The 17042-nt window shown below is 46.8% G+C and carries 15 protein-coding genes; all 15 read left to right on the top strand.

All coding sequences use genetic code 11. From position 1 onward, the window contains the following. Positions 1-343: 343 nt before the first annotated feature. The 15 genes from HUG20_RS10010 to HUG20_RS09945 all read left to right on the top strand — a co-directional run bounded on the left by HUG20_RS10010 (position 344) and on the right by HUG20_RS09945 (position 17027). Positions 344-1117 (top strand): DUF3388 domain-containing protein, encoded by a 774-nt coding sequence (locus HUG20_RS10010; protein ID WP_200084255.1) that lies wholly within the window; start codon positions 344-346, stop codon positions 1115-1117. Between the two features lie 17 nt (positions 1118-1134). Beyond that, entirely contained in the window at positions 1135-2031 is an 897-nt protein-coding gene (locus HUG20_RS10005; protein WP_200084253.1) for a helix-turn-helix domain-containing protein, read from the top strand. Between the two features lie 151 nt (positions 2032-2182). Beyond that, positions 2183-2761 carry a CDP-diacylglycerol--glycerol-3-phosphate 3-phosphatidyltransferase gene (pgsA, locus tag HUG20_RS10000; protein WP_200084251.1) on the top strand — a complete coding sequence of 193 codons (579 nt, stop codon included), beginning with the start codon at positions 2183-2185 and terminating at the stop codon, positions 2759-2761. Positions 2762-2784: 23 nt separating this feature from the next. Continuing rightward, positions 2785-4023 carry a competence/damage-inducible protein A gene (locus tag HUG20_RS09995; protein ID WP_200084249.1) on the top strand — a complete coding sequence of 413 codons (1239 nt, stop codon included), beginning with the start codon at positions 2785-2787 and terminating at the stop codon, positions 4021-4023. A gap of 95 nt (positions 4024-4118) precedes the next feature. Continuing rightward, positions 4119-5732, top strand: coding sequence for a DEAD/DEAH box helicase (locus HUG20_RS09990; RefSeq protein ID WP_200084247.1), 1614 nt, complete (start codon positions 4119-4121; stop codon positions 5730-5732). 190 nt (positions 5733-5922) lie between these two features. Next, the gene (gene recA / locus HUG20_RS09985; RefSeq protein WP_200084245.1) at positions 5923-6981 is read left to right on the top strand and encodes a recombinase RecA; all 1059 of its coding nucleotides are present in this window, start codon (positions 5923-5925) and stop codon (positions 6979-6981) included. Positions 6982-7607: 626 nt separating this feature from the next. Next, entirely contained in the window at positions 7608-8840 is a 1233-nt protein-coding gene (locus tag HUG20_RS09980) for an IS110 family RNA-guided transposase (protein ID WP_200084244.1), read from the top strand. A 694-nt stretch (positions 8841-9534) separates the two neighbouring features. After that, on the top strand, positions 9535-11106 hold the full coding sequence (gene rny, locus HUG20_RS09975; protein ID WP_200084243.1) for a ribonuclease Y: 1572 nt from the start codon (positions 9535-9537) through the stop codon (positions 11104-11106). Between the two features lie 129 nt (positions 11107-11235). Beyond that, positions 11236-11430: a hypothetical protein gene (locus HUG20_RS09970; RefSeq protein WP_200084239.1), complete on the top strand. Its 195-nt coding sequence runs from the start codon at positions 11236-11238 to the stop codon at positions 11428-11430. Between the two features lie 171 nt (positions 11431-11601). Further along, positions 11602-12396: a TIGR00282 family metallophosphoesterase gene (locus HUG20_RS09965; protein WP_200084237.1), complete on the top strand. Its 795-nt coding sequence runs from the start codon at positions 11602-11604 to the stop codon at positions 12394-12396. 85 nt (positions 12397-12481) lie between these two features. Then, positions 12482-12742, top strand: a complete 261-nt coding sequence (locus tag HUG20_RS09960) for a stage V sporulation protein S (protein WP_114370720.1) — start codon at positions 12482-12484, stop codon at positions 12740-12742. 194 nt (positions 12743-12936) lie between these two features. Then, a complete protein-coding gene (locus tag HUG20_RS19495; RefSeq protein ID WP_281392387.1) occupies positions 12937-13068 on the top strand; it encodes a hypothetical protein in 132 nt (43 codons plus the stop codon). Positions 13069-13175: 107 nt separating this feature from the next. Continuing rightward, positions 13176-14873: an ABC-ATPase domain-containing protein gene (locus tag HUG20_RS09955; protein ID WP_200084235.1), complete on the top strand. Its 1698-nt coding sequence runs from the start codon at positions 13176-13178 to the stop codon at positions 14871-14873. Positions 14874-15054: 181 nt separating this feature from the next. Then, complete coding sequence (miaB, locus tag HUG20_RS09950; protein ID WP_200084233.1) at positions 15055-16629, top strand: tRNA (N6-isopentenyl adenosine(37)-C2)-methylthiotransferase MiaB; 1575 nt, start codon at positions 15055-15057, stop codon at positions 16627-16629. Next, complete coding sequence (locus tag HUG20_RS09945; protein WP_200084231.1) at positions 16626-17027, top strand: YlbF/YmcA family competence regulator; 402 nt, start codon at positions 16626-16628, stop codon at positions 17025-17027. The genes miaB and HUG20_RS09945 overlap by 4 nt, the downstream gene beginning before the upstream one ends. Positions 17028-17042 lie beyond the last annotated feature (15 nt).

Below are 17042 nucleotides of genomic sequence, written 5' to 3'. Positions count from 1 at the left end.
TGGGGGATGACATCAAAATTTTGTCTTGCAAACGCTTGAATGAGGACAAAAATACGAAATGATACGAAAAATCGTTCATATGTTGCTTTGAAACACGCCATCCATTAGTTTGTCAACCGTAGATTATGGTGAAGAGCCCTGATGGAAAATTCACTTTATGGTGCACGATTAAAAAAGTTTCAGCCCTTGTATGGAGGAACTTCCGTTCTTTTTCCATCCGTTTACAAAAAGAAACACCCTAGCCCTGTTCAAACGCGAAGAAATAACGTAAAATGACAACAAGTGCAGTGAGAAGCGACAACGTTAGACTATAAAAAAATCGCAATGTAGAAGGAGGAACGGGATGGAAAAGAAAGAGTGGTATTTTGAATATCAAATTCGTCAGAACCGTCCCGGCTTGCTGGGAGATATTTCCTCGTTACTTGGGATGTTATCGATTAATATCGTGTCGATTAACGGAATCGAAAATGACCGGCGCGGTATGTTGATTCGCAGCGCCAGCGATGATCATGTGACGCGTTTACGAGACATATTGCAAACGATGGATGCAATTTCGCTCAAAAAATTTCGGGTGCCGAGGCTTCGAGACCGTTTAGCCGTGATGCATGGTCGTTATATCGAAAGAGACCTGGGGGACAAAAAAACCTATCGTTTTGTTCGTGATGAGCTTGGGCTTTTGGTTGACTTTTTGGCGGAGCTGTTTAAAGAGAAGCGGCATTATCTCGTGGGTGTGCGGGGGATGCCGAGAGTCGGGAAGACAGAATCAATCGTAGCCGCAAGTGTTTCAGCCAACAAGCACTGGTCATTCATTTCTTCGACAATGCTAAGGCAGACGATCAGAAGTACGCTTCCTGATGATGAATTTAGTGAAGACCTTGTTTATATCATTGACGGGATCGTTACGACTATGCGTGCGCCGGAAAAGCACCGTTCCCTCGTTGATGAGATTATGGCCTTATCTGCTGTGAAAGTTGTGGAGCATCCGGATATTTTTGTGCGTGAAACGGCATATACATTAAAAGATTTCGATTGCATCATTGAACTTCGTAATGATGAAAATGAAAAAATTACGTATGAAATGGTGGAATCGGGTTTTTCTTCTTTTGATATTAGCTAACTTGGTAGGTGTTTAGCATGTCTGAATTAGGGCAATTTCTAAAAGAAAAACGCGAGGAAAAAGGGTGGGGGCTTGATGAAGTCCAAACGCGAACGAAAATTCAAAAGCGCTACTTGCTAGCCATTGAGGAAGGGCGATATGACGATGTGCCCGGCGCTTTTTATGCACGGGCATTTATCAAAAGCTATGCAGAAGCACTTGAGCTCGAACCTGAAGAAGTGTTTGCTGAGTTTGAACATGATTTGCCGAAACCGAGGAAGGAGTCGGTGGATCTTCCTTCGAGAACCGAACATTCGAGAACAAAACGATCATCCCAAGAAGGGAAAAAAAAGAACAGTGTCCTTCCTTCCGTCCTCGTTGTGTTCTTCCTCGTCGCGATCGTCGCGGTTATATGGCTTTTCAACATTGACGGCGGCAGTGGCGACATCGCTTCCGATGAGGAAGAAGAAAATGGGGATGATATCGTGAATGAAACGGAAGGAGAAGAGGAAACGCAAGAAACGAACGGCAGCGAAGAAAATGGGGATGGCGACGATAATGAAGAAAATGAGGAAAACGGCAATGAAGAAGAAACTGCAAATGGACAACTCTCCTTTGAGGAAGTAGATGGATTTAATTCGATCTATACGATAGACAGCGATTCCTTGGAAATCACGCTTGAGTTTGATGAAGAAACGGACAGTTATGTCGATTTTCGCGAAGAAGCGACTGATGATGGTTCAATCGTAGAAACGGCCGATGCCCCTTCCGAGGCAACAGAACAAGATTTTGACTTAAGTGAACACGACTCGATCACCATCAATGCTGGCTACACACCCGCGCTCACGATTTACGTGAACGGCGAAGAATTGGAATACGAATTAGAACCCGATGAAAGAGATTTCCAGCGCATTACCATCGAGAAAGAGAATTAAGCTTTGAGAGCACCCCGGCACCCTTCCCCTTGATGACGAGGGGGGAGGTGCCCATTCATACATAAATGTCGGAAAATGCGCGGACATTGGCATTTTTCTTTCTTATGATTTTTGTTAAAATGAAGGGTGTTCCCGTAGGAGGAACCGTTACGTGAACCTGCCAAACCAGATTACGATTGCCCGTATCGGATTCATCCCGATATTTATGCTGATTTTCCTTTACCCATTCCAATGGGGACCTCCCATAGATGTCTTTGGGACGCAAGTGCCTGTGAACCACGCGGTTGCCGGGATTGTTTTCGCCATTGCGGCGGGGACGGATTGGCTCGATGGCTATATTGCCCGCAGCCGTAATCTCATCAGCAATTTCGGAAAATTTTTAGACCCGTTAGCGGATAAATTGCTCGTGACAGCGGCTTTATTATCCCTTATCGAGATTGGTTTTTTGCCGGCTTGGATGGCTGTTGTCATTCTTAGCCGCGAGTTTGCCGTAACCGGGATGAGGCTTGTGGCAGCGGCCGAGGGCAAGGTTATTGCGGCTAGCCCGCTCGGAAAGGGAAAGACGCTTTTTCAAATGCTCGCAATTTTTTTCCTGATGGTTCACAACGCGCCTTTTGATGCATTCGGATTGCCGGTCGCGACGATATTAATATGGATCGCCCTCTTTTTAACGGTAATTTCCGGCATCGATTACTTTGTGAAAAATAAACATGTGTTCAACGACGCTTAGATAATTGGAAGGAGATCCATCCAATGAATGCGGAGATTATTGCCGTAGGTACCGAACTACTTCTTGGACAAATAGCGAATACAAACGGACAGTATCTTTCAAAACAGCTCATGGGGCACGGGGTGAATATATACAAACATACGGTCGTCGGAGACAATTTGCCTCGCATTCGGCAAGCGATACGGCTGGCCGCAACTGATAATGATATCGTTATTCTTACCGGGGGTCTCGGGCCCACGGAGGATGATGTAACCAGAAACGCGCTCGCAGAGGAATACGGTCTCAACCTCGTCTACGATCAACAGGCGCTCGACAAGGTGGAAGCTTTTTTTCAATCGAGAAACCAATCCGTAAGTGATGCGAACCGTCGCCAAGCGCTTCATACAGAAGGGGCGCACGTGTTTCAAAATAGCGTGGGCTTGGCTTGCGGCATGGCGTATAAACATACAGACACGTGGTTTTTTCTGTTGCCGGGTCCACCGCATGAGATGAAAACGATGGTAGAAAAAGAAGTTAGCCCCTTTCTTGATGCTATGAACGAATCGCGTGATTTTTTGTTGTCGCGGGTACTTAAATTCTACGGGATTGGTGAGTCGGCGCTGGAAGCGCGTGTTCATGACTTAATCACACAGCAAACCAATCCGACGATTGCACCGCTCGCGGGTCAAGATGAAGTGACGTTGCGTTTGACTGTGAAAACGGCCGATCCGACGGATGCCTCAAAAAAGCTTGATGAGTTGGAAGGCGCCGTCTGTGAACGTTGCGGATCTTTTTTATATGGGTATAATGAGGATACGTTATTTTCAAGCGCCCTCGATTATTTACGGTCGAAAGGTTGGACGCTGGCCGTTGCCGAAAGTTTAAGCGGGGGATTGCTCGGGGCATCGTTTACCGATGTTCCGGGAGCGTCTGACGTTTATGTCGGTGGTGCGATTACGTATAGCAATGAGGCAAAAGAAAAGCAGCTTCATGTGAAAACGGCGACCCTTGCGCAACATGGGGCTGTGAGCGAAGCATGTGCCGAAGAGATGGCAGAAGGCGCGAGAAGCGAATATAGAACAGATATAGGGATTTCGTTGACAGGTGTTGCCGGTCCGGACACCCAGGAAGGTCATCCGCCGGGTACGGTTTATATCGGGATTGCCTACCCGGATAAAACGTATGTCTATAAGCGGCGTTTACGCGGGGATCGCGCGTCGATACGACGCCGGGCGGTAAAAGAAGCATGCGCCTGCATGTTGGAGGTGGGAGATGAGAGGTGAGAGATGGGGTCAAACCTATGACAACCCGTCTCCTGCCACGAAGGATGTGTTGGGGCCGGGGGCTCCTTAATTGATAGAAGAAGGTGATGAAGCATATGAATGTATTTGAAAGTGAACAGATTAAACCGGAAGTTAAAAAAGCAATTAAGGAGATCGGTTTTGAAGAGCCTTCTCCAATCCAGGAACAAGCAATACCGAAAGTACTAAACGGCAAAGATGTGATAGGGCAAGCGCAAACGGGGACCGGAAAGACGGCAGCCTTTGGGATTCCTCTGCTTACAAAGCTAAGCGCTTCCTCCCACGTTCAGGCGCTCGTTTTAACGCCTACCCGGGAACTTGCCATCCAAGTGGCCGGGGAATTGCAAAAGTTGTCCACACACTTGCATGTCACAACGTTGCCGGTCTATGGCGGACAATCGATCGGCCATCAAATCAAGGCGCTTAAACGCGGCGTACAAGTCGTTATCGGAACCCCTGGGCGCGTTCAAGACCATTTGCGGAGAAAAACGTTAAAACTTGACCGCGTGCAGACGCTCGTCTTGGATGAAGCGGATGAAATGCTTGATATGGGTTTCATCGATGATATTGAATCGATTTTGAAACAAACGAATGAGGACCGGCAGACGATGCTTTTTTCAGCAACGATGCCCGATCCGATTCGAAAACTTTCCCGCCGTTATATGCAGCAACCTGAGACTGTATCCATCAGCAAAAGCGATGTTACAGCTCCCTCAATTGAACAGATTTATTTTAAAGTGCTTGAAAGGAACAAACTGGAGTCGCTTTGCCGTGTCATTGATCGCTACAATCCGGAGCTTGCGATCGTTTTCTGTCGCACGAAAAAAGGCGTCGCGGAATTATCGGAGTCTTTGCAGGCACGGGGTTATTTTGCAGACGGCCTGCACGGTGATTTGAACCAATCGCAGCGGGATGCGGTTATGAAAAGATTTCGGGAAAGCACGATTGAGTATCTCGTCGCAACAGATGTTGCTGCCCGCGGACTGGATGTTCAAAACGTCACCCACGTGATAAATTATGATATACCGCAAGACCCGGAATCCTATGTCCACCGCATCGGTCGGACCGGACGGGCCGGGAAGAGCGGCCAAGCCCTTACGCTTGTCACTCCGAGGGAAATGAAGCATTTACGCTCGATTGAAAAAGAAATAAAGATGTCTTTGCCGACACGGGATATCCCGACGCTGGAAGAAGTCGTAGAAAAACAGCAAGACTCGTGGCGACAGCAGATCATAGGCGTCATTGAACATAGTGAAGAAACATCGATCTTTGATGAACTAACCCGGGAGCTGCTCGAGCAATATCAACCGCAGGAAGTCATTGATGCGTTGTTGAAAATGAATTATCAAACGGAAAATAACATCTCTGAAGAAGGGTATTATTTCGGGGATACCGGCGCAGCAAAAGGAATGGTCCGTTTCTTTATGAATGTGGGCCGCAATGTGAGCTTAACCCCGAAAATACTCGTGGATGAAATTGCCGATGCAGTCGGGATTTCAAAAAAATCGGTCGGGCGCATCGATCTTTTCGAAAAATTTACGTTCGTGGAAGTGCCGGAAGATGTGGCTCCCTTTGTTTATGAAGGATTGCGCCATTCCCGTGTGCACGGTGCGCGCGTGAACCTGGAGCCGGCAAAACCAAAACCGAAACGCCATGGACGGCAAACATCCAACCCTTCCGTCTCTAACTAAAGACACATCGGGCTCCTCCATGGAGGAGCCTTTTTTCATCCGGACGTTTCAGAATAAATGTTCGTATAATCCTTGGCAAATGATGAAAAACACGATATGATAGGTGCAGGGGAAACGATTGGTTTTTTTGTTTATGCCTATCGGGAGAATAATAAAATGATTAAATTTATACCTATAAAGGAGTATTGCTATGAGTGAAAGAAAAGCAGCGCTCGACCAAGCCTTGCGAAGCATTGAAAAACAATTCGGGAAAGGTTCCATCATGAAGTTGGGGGACGAAACGGAAAAGCGCATGTCCACGGTTTCAAGTGGAACATTAGCCCTTGATATCGCGCTCGGTGTTGGCGGGTATCCACGTGGGCGGGTTATTGAAATATATGGTCCGGAATCTTCCGGGAAAACAACCGTTGCCTTGCACGCCATTGCCGAAGCCCAACAGGAAGGCGGACAAGCGGCATTTATTGACGCGGAACACGCCCTTGATCCTGTGTATGCCCGCGCCCTTGGCGTCGATACCGATGAACTCTTGCTCTCGCAACCGGATACGGGGGAACAGGCCTTGGAAATTGCAGAGGCACTCGTCCGCAGCGGCGCTGTTGACATCATCGTTGTTGATTCCGTGGCGGCCCTCGTGCCAAAAGCGGAAATCGAAGGGGATATGGGCGATGCACATGTCGGTCTGCAGGCCCGTCTCATGTCGCAGGCATTGAGAAAGTTATCGGGGGCCATCAGTAAGTCGAATGCGATTGCGATTTTTATCAATCAAATTCGCGAGAAGGTAGGCGTCATGTTCGGAAGTCCCGAAACGACGCCCGGAGGACGCGCATTGAAGTTTTATTCCTCGGTACGCTTGGAAGTGCGCAGGGCTGAAGCGCTGAAGCAAGGAAATGAGACGGTCGGCAACAAGACACGCTTAAAGATCGTGAAAAACAAAGTGGCTCCGCCGTTTCGCCAAGCAGAAGTTGACATTATGTACGGGGAAGGCATCTCCCGGGAAGGTTCGTTGTTGGACATCGCAACAGAATTGGAGATTGTGCAAAAAAGCGGAGCTTGGTATGCGTATAACGGCGAGAGGCTTGGCCAAGGCCGTGAAAATGCAAAACAATATTTGCAAGAGCATTCATCCGTAGCGTCTGAAATTGAAACACGTATCCGTGACCACCATGAGCTTCCAAATAATCAACAACAGGACCAACAGCAGGACGAAAAGAAGGAAAAAGAAGAAACACAAGATTCATCAGGGTCATGATAAAGGAACATTTTTCTAATGGATACAATAGAGGGGCTATCGCACTTTATTGGAATGATTCTCCAATAAAGTGCGCAGGAAAGCCCATTGTCCCTTAAAAAAGAATAATTCTCCATATGAGGTACAGCTGGGAGGGATTTCTGGAAAATAGTTAGGGACTGCTGAATAACGGAAAAAGACTGGCCGTTCGTCCACGGAAAGCGAAGCCATGGAAGCGGCATCCCGGCTTCAGCTGGTAGCTGCACGTTGTTTAGCAATCCCTAGTTAAACCACGCTATGACGTGTTTAGAATGGCATCACTGGTGTGTGTTATTAAATCAACCACTCTGCACTAGTGAAAAAGTAAGAAACAATGTGGCTACGCTCCTCGTAGCCACCATCTACAATGAAAATGGTTGTTTGCTCAAAATGGGAGTATGCCATCTTTATGAATTGGCAATATCTTGACTAACAATACAGCCAGGCTGAATGCTTTTTGGTGGATCTTGAAAAGATACCCTGTGTAAGAAACTGGTTGTGACAGTATGAAAGAACCATCTATTGTGCTGCGAGCACGTAGACAAAAATTTTGAAACCGAACGACTGTCATTTGTATTGTTCAATTACGTAGGAAGGTGGTTTTTCCCATGGAAGCTATGATTGAAAGGTGTGCAGGCCTAGATGTACACCAGGAAACCATTGTCGCTTGTGCTTTATTTGGACCATTAGACAAAAAGCCGGAGAAGTCCATCCAATCATTTTCAACCACTACACCAGGATTGTTGGAATTGAATGATTGGCTCACATCCCTGAAGGTCACAGATCTTGTCATGGAAAGTACCGGTGTCTACTGGAAACCTGTATGGAACATTTTAGAAAGTGATTTTCAGCTTATTCTTGCTAACGCTAACCATGTTAAAAATGTTCCTGGTCGTAAAACCGATGTCAAAGATGCCGAATGGTTAGCCAAACTATTGAGAAGTGGATTGATCGAAAGCAATTTTGTTCCACCCGAGGATATTCGCGATTTACGCGACCTGACGCGTTATCGAAAGAAACTGACGCATCAGCGCACAGCTGAGCAAAATCGCATCCACAAAATCCTTCAAGATGCCAATATCAAGCTGACGTCGGTTCTGTCCAATATCTTTGGTTTATCTGGACGCCGGATCCTCGAAGCGATCATCAATGGTGAGAAGATCGAGAAGAAGAATCTTCAGGAAATGGTCCACTGGCGAACGAAAGCTAGTCTCGATGACATTGCCAAAGCGATCAATGGACGGGTGCGCCGTCATCATCGTGATATGCTGCAGTATCATTGGGATCATATGCTGTATATTGAGGGAATGATCCAAAACTTAGAGGAACAAATCGACCAAAGCTTAGCGCCTTATCGCAAGGAAGTCGACCTTTTGGACACAATTCCAGGTGTAGATCAATCAGGCGCGGCTACTTTCATCGCTGAAATGGGCGTGGACATGTCCGTATTTAAGTCTTCCAAGCACCTCGCTTCCTGGGCTGGATTAAGTCCTGGAAACAACGAAAGTGCTGGTAAAAAAAAAGGAAGTAAAACCACAAAAGGGAACAAGGCATTACAGACCATGGCGGTACAATGTGCTCTGACTACAGCAAGGCAAACCAATCGAATTTCTGCACACCAGAAAAGAATTATGAAACGGCAAGGCAAGAAAAAAGCCCATTTCGCTTCCGCTCATCTAATCGTAACCATCGCGTATAACATCTTAAAAACCGGTGAACCGTATCAGGAACTAGGCCCTGAGTACGTTCATCAAAGGCAAGAAAATAAAGAGCTTAAAATGATCGAACACCTCAAAAAGAAAGGATATACCGTTTCAAGTGCTGACCCAGAAACAGCTTAAATAGATCTTACTGGATAAGATATTTACGTTTTAGTCCTACAAAATCAATTTTTAGGGCCTAGTTTCCTATTGCCATCTAGTCAAAATGGTTTTCATACAAAAAGCATTTCTTATCCTAATATAAGTAGAAACGAAGGTTTTCGCCATAAACGCTTGGCGAAAGCCTTCGTTTTTTAACGCTCGGATGGATGGGGTTGACACGGTTGACATATGAACAATGGCAAGTATACAATTAAATATGAAAGTTGGGGGAACGGCAGGATCGAGCAATTGATTCGCCGTTTACAAAAGGCTTTTCTCTGGTTGTAATGTATCATGTTTTAACCATTCGTTTTTTACAACTGAACACAGTAGGAAGAAAATGTTTTAAAACATTGGTGTATGTTCCGATATACGAGCATATGCATGTGCAGGGAACGGGCTCCGAACCGATTCATAATCGGATCGATTGCACCGGAAAAAGGCGACAGTTTCATAATAGGCCGTGTTCAAGAAGTTTATTCATTTGTGCGCAAACAGAGGCTCCCATGACACTTGCACTTTTTGAACAACAGAAGAACGAAATGGATCAACACCAACGAATGATCGCAGGCATTCGCCTGCCTGCATTCTCCGTTTTTCGTTAGGCAAAGCCCGCAACGTTTTCGAAGTAAATGTACACGTACAATGGAATAGCAAAGGAGGTGTAGGCGAGATGAACGGAACACTCATCTTGGTCATCTCCATTTTGCTTGTTGTCGTTGCTGTTTTAAGCGGGTTTATTGGTTATGTCATCCGTAAAAAAATTGCCGAAGCAAAGATTACGAATGCAGAATATGCGGCAAAAAAGATGATCGAAGAAGCGGAACGCAATGCGGATAACAGCAAGAAAGAATCACTGTTGGAAGCCAAAGATGAAGCGTATCGCTTGCGTTCCGAAGCCGAAGACGATATTCGCGAACGGAGAACCGAAATTCAGAATCAGGAAAGTCGCCTTCAGCAAAAAGAGGAGGCGCTTGACCGTAAAAGTGAAACGCTTGACAACAAGGAAGAATCTCTAGAACTCCGGGAGCAAACGCTCGCTGAGAAACAAGAAGAGACAGAAACGATGAATAGCAAAGTGGAACAATTAATCGCCGAGCAACAAGAAGAACTGGAACGGATCTCAGGACTGACGAGAGATGATGCCCGACAGATCGTTCGAGCTGAAACCGAGCGGGAACTCGACCATGAAAAAGCAGTGATGATTAAAGAAAATACGGATAAAGTCAAGGAAGAAGCAAATAAGAAAGCCAAAGATATTCTTTCTGTGGCCCTGCAGAGATGTGCGGCGGATCATGTGGCGGAAACGACGGTATCCGTTGTCCATTTGCCGAATGATGAAATGAAAGGCCGAATCATCGGGCGTGAAGGCAGAAATATTCGCGCATTGGAGACGTTAACCGGGATTGATTTAATCATAGATGATACACCCGAAGCGGTCATTCTATCCGGCTTCGATCCGATACGAAGGGAGATTGCGCGCACGGCGTTGGAACGGCTCGTTCAAGATGGCCGGATTCACCCCGCCCGCATTGAAGAAACCGTAGATAAATCCCGGCGTGAGGTCGATGAACGGATACGTGAATATGGAGAAGAAACGACGTTTGAAATGGGGATTCATCATTTGCACCCTGACCTTCTCAAAATTTTGGGCCGTCTGCGATTTAGAACGAGCTACGGACAAAATGTCTTGAATCATTCAACTGAAGTCGCGTATTTAACAGGTTTAATGGCGGCGGAACTTGGAGAAGATGTCCAGCTTGCCCGGCGGGCAGGATTGCTTCATGATATCGGAAAAGCGATTGACCATGAGGTCGACGGCAGTCATGTTGAAATCGGTGTCGAATTAACGAAAAAATACAATGAAAACGAGGTCGTTGTGAACAGCGTTGCCTCTCATCACGGGGATGTCGAAGCCACTTCGGTTATTGCCACACTCGTCGCCGCTGCAGATGCCCTGTCTGCGGCAAGACCGGGAGCAAGACGGGAAACGCTTGAAACGTACATTCGCCGTTTGGAAAAACTCGAGGAGATTGCAGAATCATTTGATGGTGTTGAAAAGACGTATGCCATACAAGCGGGTCGCGAAGTCCGCATTATGGTAAAACCAGACTTGATCGACGACGTGTTGGCCCATCGGCTGGCACGTGACATTACGAAGCGAGTGGAAAACGAGCTTGACTACCCCGGGCATATACGAATAACCGTTATTCGTGAAACGAGGGCAGTAAATTATGCAAAATAAGGCAGCACATTTGTGCTGCTTTATTATGTTTGCAGATAAGAAAATATAACATCTGCATAAGTTAGGGACTGCTAAATAATGGAAAAATACTGGCACATAAGTATTTTCCGTTGGCATTGCTAAAACTGGATGCAAGGAAATCCATCCTATAAGCAAAAAACCCTTGCACTTCTGGCAACGTACGGAGGGACGGTGCTGCAATGGCGAGACTCCAGCGGAAAAACGGACGCGTCAAGCCCCCGCAGCGCCGGTTTTGCGCGAGGAGGCTTGACCGTTCGTCCGCGGAAAGCGAAGCCATGGAAGCGACATCCCGGCTTCAGCTGATAGCTGCAAGTTGTTCAGCAATCCCTAAGTTAGGCTAAGGTTTTCTGATGCAGAACGAAAAAATATACTCGATAGTGAAGGAAAAATAGCCACACGTTTAACAGGGCATATAAAATGGGTATAAGTGAGGATAGAAATGTCTTTTTAAACTGGAAAGTAGGTCTTAAGCACATGCGACTATTATTTGTCGGAGATGTTGTCGGCCGTCCCGGACGAAATATGTTGGAGTCTCAATTGCCGAAACTTAAGAAGAAATATAAACCTCAAGTAACGATCGTCAACGGCGAAAACGCCGCGAGCGGGAAAGGGATTACAGAGAAAATTTACAAAAGTATTTTGGGGTTTGGCGCTCAGGTTGTTACGCTTGGCAATCATACGTGGGCAAGGAACGAAATTTTTTCATTCATTAACGAAGAAACAAATCTGATCCGCCCGTTAAATTATCCGCCGGGCGCCCCTGGGAGGGGGCAAACTTCAATCAACGTGAATGGATTGGAACTCGTCGTCATCAATGCCATGGGGCGAGTGTTTCTGGAAGCGATTGATTGCCCTTTTCAGGCGTTGGACAAAGCGGTGGAGGATGCCAAAAAACGGACGCCGTTTGTATTTGTTGATTTTCATGCCGAGACGACCAGTGAAAAACAAGCCATCGGTTGGTTTTTAGATGGGCGTGCAAGTGCCGTTATTGGAACCCATACCCACGTTCAAACAGCCGATGAAAGAATACTGCCGGGCGGAACTGCTTTTTTAACCGATGTCGGCATGACCGGGCCATACGATGGCATTATCGGCGTTGATAAGGATGTGATTTTGAAAAAATTCCAAACATCGTTACCGGCAAAATTTGAAGTTGCGAAAGGGAGGAGTCAACTCAACGCTGCATTTATGGAATTCGATGAAAAAACTGGCAAAGCACGAAAAATTGAAAGAATCCTGATCAATGATGATCACCCATTCGACGAATAAATGCTAAGACGAAGGCATAGAGAACGATTCAAAGAATATAGTAAGGGATAAAAGGTGACATTCCACAATTATAGGAGGACTAATCATGGAAGTATTAAAAGTATCAGCGAAATCTACCCCTAATTCTGTCGCCGGTGCCCTCGCGGGCGTGATCCGCGAGAGAGGAGCTGCGGAAATTCAAGCCATTGGAGCAGGTGCTTTAAATCAATCTGTCAAGGCAGTTGCCATCGCGAGAGGATTTGTTGCCCCCAGTGGAATCGACCTGGTTTGTATCCCGGCGTTTACGGACATTGAGATTGACGGTGAAGAGCGAACAGCCATTAAGCTCATTATCGAACCAAGGTGATGAAAGAAAAACTCAGCGTATCCCATGCGCTGAGTTTTTCAAAGTTAAGTTTCATAAATAAATAGTTGACTGCTGAGTAACGGAAAAAGACTGGCCCATAAGCATTTTCCGTTGGTGTTGTCAAAGCTGGATGCAAGGAAATCCATCCTGTAAGCAAAAAAACCCTTGCACTTCTGACAACGTACGGAGGGACGGTGCTGCAATGGCGAGACTCCAGCGGAAAAACGGACGCATCAAGACCCCGCAGCGCCGGTTTTGCGCGAGGAGGCTTGACCGTTTGTCCGCGGAAAGCGAAGCCATGGAAGCAGCATCCCGGCTTCAGCTGATAGCTGCAAGTTATTCAGCAGTCCCTAAATATTTTTCCCTGGGCAAAGGCTTTCGCCATAAAAGCTTGGCGAAAAGCAAAGTTTTCTAAAGTTGGAGTGAATGAACAATGAAACAATTACAGCAAACGTTACAACGCATCGATCGAAAAGGATACAAAGCATATAACGATATTCGCGGGACGTTTACATTTCCCTCGTTTCGCCTCCATTTGGATCACATCCAAGCAGATCCTTATGCTAGTCCCTCGCGGGCACGGGTGGAGATCACCCATCGGCAATTACATATGAATGAGGACCTTTATGAAAGTGGGCATCGCAACGTAGCGTTTACTGACTATGTGGCCCGCTCAGTCGGAAAAGCCATTCGCAAACAAAATGCGGAAAAAAGTCTTGTCATTGATCGCCCGGGTCAAGAAGTATTGGAGCGAACAGCCGTCGTTTGCGATAAAGAAAAAGTGGAGGTTCGTTTATCCATTCATCTGCCTGCCCACGGCAGAACGATTATGGGCGTACAGGCGGCGAACTTGTTAACCGAACAACTTCCCGGTATCATTGAACAAGCCCTTTATAATATTGATATGGAGGGGCTCAAGAAGCATGTGGCGCTTAGCGATGACCAACAGGCTTTGCGTGCCTATGTAAAAGAACGTGACGCACTCGCGTTTGTCGCAGACGGTTCGATCCTTCCAAGGGCAAGCGGTGTCGAAAATCGCCCCCTTGCCCCCGATCAGGCGATCCCCTTTGCAAGCCCGGAGACGATGGCGACTACCGTTTCGTTGCCTAATTTCGGAGATATACGGGGCATGCTTATTCCGAAAGGCGTTCATGTCATTGTCGGCGGCGGTTACCATGGGAAAAGCACATTGCTTGAGGCATTGGAGCGCGGCATTTACAATCATATCGACGGAGATGGACGAGCCTATATCGTTACGGATACGAGCGCTTGTAAAATACGAGCCGAAGACGGACGCGGGGTTACGAATGTAAACATCTCGCCTTTTATCGATGATCTTCCGAATAAAAAAAGCACAGATCGTTTTGGAACGGATAATGCGAGCGGCAGCACCTCGCAGGCGACAAACATTATCGAGTCGCTCGAGGCCGGAAGCCGTCTGTTGCTCATCGATGAGGATACGAGTGCGACGAATTTCATGATTCGCGATTATCGTATGCAGCAACTCGTTTCTTTGGAAAAAGAACCAATTACTCCGTTTATCGATCGGGTTAGAGACTTATATGAAGAAGAAGGTGTCTCCACCATTATTGTCGTCGGCGGCACAGGCGATTACTTCGATGTTGCCGATACGGTGACGATGATGGATGCGTACCGGCCGTATGACGTTACCGGCAAAGCGAAAGAAATTGCAAAAGAAGCCCGCAGCCAACGGATCACCCACGAAGCGGCCCCTTTCACAGTTGAAAGCACGCGCTATCCTTTGGAAAAGAGTTTTGATGCCCGGCGCGGAAAAAAGGAAAAAGTCGACGCCCGCGGAAAACATACGATCCTTTACGGACGGGAAACCATCGATCTTTCCGCAGTAGAGCAATGCATCGATCCCAGCCAAACGAGAGCCATCGCGCGCACGCTTCATTACTTGGCGAAAAAATACACCAATGGAAATCACACACTTGGAGAACTGCTCGATATTTATGAACGGGAAACCGCCTCCGGATTGGATGAATTGTCCCCGTTCAAAGGCAAACATCCCGGCGATTTGGCAAGACCGCGCCGTTTTGAAATCGCAGCTGCCATTAATCGTTTACGCACATTGTCGATCGAGCGCGAGCGTGGATCCCAGCGGTAAGTGTCCGTAATTCCAGAGGTCTGGTGCATGGTATATCGAAGAAGCAAAGGATTTCTGGGAAATAACTTTCACTGACTTCCGGCATCCGACTCCTGATGTCTGAGAAGGTGGTTGTCTTCAGGCAAAGGAAGCTTTATAATTTGATGAGGAACGGAATGAGGAAAGGGGGCTCCCCTCGCATATGAACGAGGAACAACACCGTCCGACGACGAAATCGAAAGATTACAGCAAGTACTTTGATTTCTCCAATGCAACGATTGAAGTCAATGAAGACGGCCAGGAAATCATGAAGATCGGCGGCCGGCGCATTAAAATAAACGAACAGCCGAACTATCGAAAAGGACAGCGGCGTCGTCGCAAAGACGTGGAATTTTATTATGATTTTAAAATTCCCGAGGATATGCAAAGCATCGGAAACGGAAAAAAATACTATATTCGCACGTATGGTTGCCAAATGAATGTACACGATACGGAAAATATGTCCGGGATCCTCGAGGAACTCGGGTTCACGCCGACGGATACGACCGATGATGCCGACGTTATTTTGCTAAATACATGTGCCATCCGTGAAAACGCGGAGAATAAAGTCTTCGGTGAGGTAGGCAATTTAAAAAACCTTAAAAAAGAACGACCGGAGGTCGTCCTCGGCCTTTGCGGCTGCATGTCCCAGGAAGAAAGCGTCGTCAACCGGATTTTACAAAAACACCAACATGTGGACCTCGTTTTCGGCACACATAACATTCACCGTTTGCCGCATTTGCTGAAAGATGCGATCCAAGGCAAGGAAATGGTCGTGGAAGTTTGGTCCAAAGAAGGCGACGTCGTGGAAAACATGCCCAGGCGCCGTCAGGGGAACATCCAGGCATGGGTGAACATTATGTACGGATGTGACAAATTTTGTACGTATTGCATCGTGCCCTACACCCGTGGAAAGGAACGAAGCCGGCGCTCTGAGGATATTATCCAGGAAGTGCGCGAGCTCGCCAGACATGGGTATAAAGAAATCACCCTGCTTGGCCAAAATGTGAACGCATATGGCAAAGATTTGGACGACGATGTCGGACTTGGCGACCTAATGGATGAAATCCGTAAAATCGATATTCCGCGGGTTCGTTTTACAACGAGCCATCCCCGTGACTTTGATGACCATCTTATTGAAGTGTTGGCAAAAGGCGATAACCTGCTTGAGCATATTCATTTGCCTGTTCAACACGGTAACAGTGACGTATTGAAGTTGATGGGGCGGAAATACACGAGAGAAGAATATGTGGAACTGGCACGAAAAATCAAGGCTGCCATGCCACACGCCACATTCACGACCGACATCATTGTCGGTTTTCCGAATGAAACGGAAGAACAATTTCAAGACACCCTTTCCTTAGTGAGAGAAATGGGTTATGATAGTGCATTTACGTATATTTATTCGCCGCGTGACGGCACGCCCGCGGCACGCATGAATGACAATGTCCCACATGAAGTAAAACGCGAGCGATTGCAAAGGTTGAATGCCATCGTCAATGAATTGTCGGCAACAAGCAATCAAGCGCTGCAAAACCAAACTGTCGAAGTGCTTCTTGAAGGGGAAAGCAAGAAAGATCCCGAGATTCTTGCCGGGCGCACGCGTACGAATAAGCTCGTCAACGTTCGTGCACCTAAAACTTCCATCGGAAAACTTGTGGACGTAAAGATTACCGATGTGAAAACGTGGTCGTTAAACGGGGAAATGGTATCCTATAGTGAGGTGCAAAACGTATGACGGAAAAGTTATATACAAAGGATGACATCTTGGCGAAAGCGAAAGAACTGGCTAACATGATGGTCGACACCGAAGAAGTTGACTTTTTTAGAAGAGCTGAGAGGACGATTAACCAAAACGAAAAAATCCAAAAGCTGATCAGCGACATTAAGGATAAACAAAAAGAGCTTGTGAACTTGAAACATTACGGAAAAACCGAAGGAGTCCGCCAAAAGGAAGCGGAGATCAACGCGTTGCACGCCGAGGTGGATGAAATCCCGATTGTTAAAGAATTCAAGCAAAGCCAAAATGACGTGAACGAAATGTTGCAAACCGTATCCACAACGATTTCAAATGCAGTCACTAATGAGATCAATCAGCGATCAGATGGTGCATCACCGTTAAAGCAAAATAAATAGCAATCGTATATGTGA

This window comes from Salicibibacter cibi, from assembly GCF_016495865.1.
Classification (GTDB): Bacteria; Bacillota; Bacilli; order Bacillales; family Marinococcaceae; genus Salicibibacter; species Salicibibacter cibi.
The sequence above is the reverse complement of the archived record's forward strand: the minus strand, read 5'-3'. Positions and strand labels throughout refer to the sequence as shown.

Bases quoted from the DNA above. Each gene is read 5' to 3' on its own strand.
- HUG20_RS10010 (WP_200084255.1), top strand. From the start codon at position 344: ATGGAAAAGAAAGAGTGGTATTTTGAATATCAAATTCGTCAGAACCGT.
- HUG20_RS10005 (WP_200084253.1), top strand. From the start codon at position 1,135: ATGTCTGAATTAGGGCAATTTCTAAAAGAAAAACGCGAGGAAAAAGGG.
- HUG20_RS09995 (WP_200084249.1), top strand. From the start codon at position 2,785: ATGAATGCGGAGATTATTGCCGTAGGTACCGAACTACTTCTTGGACAA.
- HUG20_RS09990 (WP_200084247.1), top strand. From the start codon at position 4,119: ATGAATGTATTTGAAAGTGAACAGATTAAACCGGAAGTTAAAAAAGCA.
- recA (WP_200084245.1), top strand. From the start codon at position 5,923: ATGAGTGAAAGAAAAGCAGCGCTCGACCAAGCCTTGCGAAGCATTGAA.
- HUG20_RS09980 (WP_200084244.1), top strand. From the start codon at position 7,608: ATGGAAGCTATGATTGAAAGGTGTGCAGGCCTAGATGTACACCAGGAA.
- rny (WP_200084243.1), top strand. From the start codon at position 9,535: ATGAACGGAACACTCATCTTGGTCATCTCCATTTTGCTTGTTGTCGTT.
- HUG20_RS09970 (WP_200084239.1), top strand. From the start codon at position 11,236: ATGCAAGGAAATCCATCCTATAAGCAAAAAACCCTTGCACTTCTGGCA.
- HUG20_RS09965 (WP_200084237.1), top strand. From the start codon at position 11,602: ATGCGACTATTATTTGTCGGAGATGTTGTCGGCCGTCCCGGACGAAAT.
- HUG20_RS09960 (WP_114370720.1), top strand. From the start codon at position 12,482: ATGGAAGTATTAAAAGTATCAGCGAAATCTACCCCTAATTCTGTCGCC.
- HUG20_RS09955 (WP_200084235.1), top strand. From the start codon at position 13,176: ATGAAACAATTACAGCAAACGTTACAACGCATCGATCGAAAAGGATAC.
- miaB (WP_200084233.1), top strand. From the start codon at position 15,055: ATGAACGAGGAACAACACCGTCCGACGACGAAATCGAAAGATTACAGC.
- HUG20_RS09945 (WP_200084231.1), top strand. From the start codon at position 16,626: ATGACGGAAAAGTTATATACAAAGGATGACATCTTGGCGAAAGCGAAA.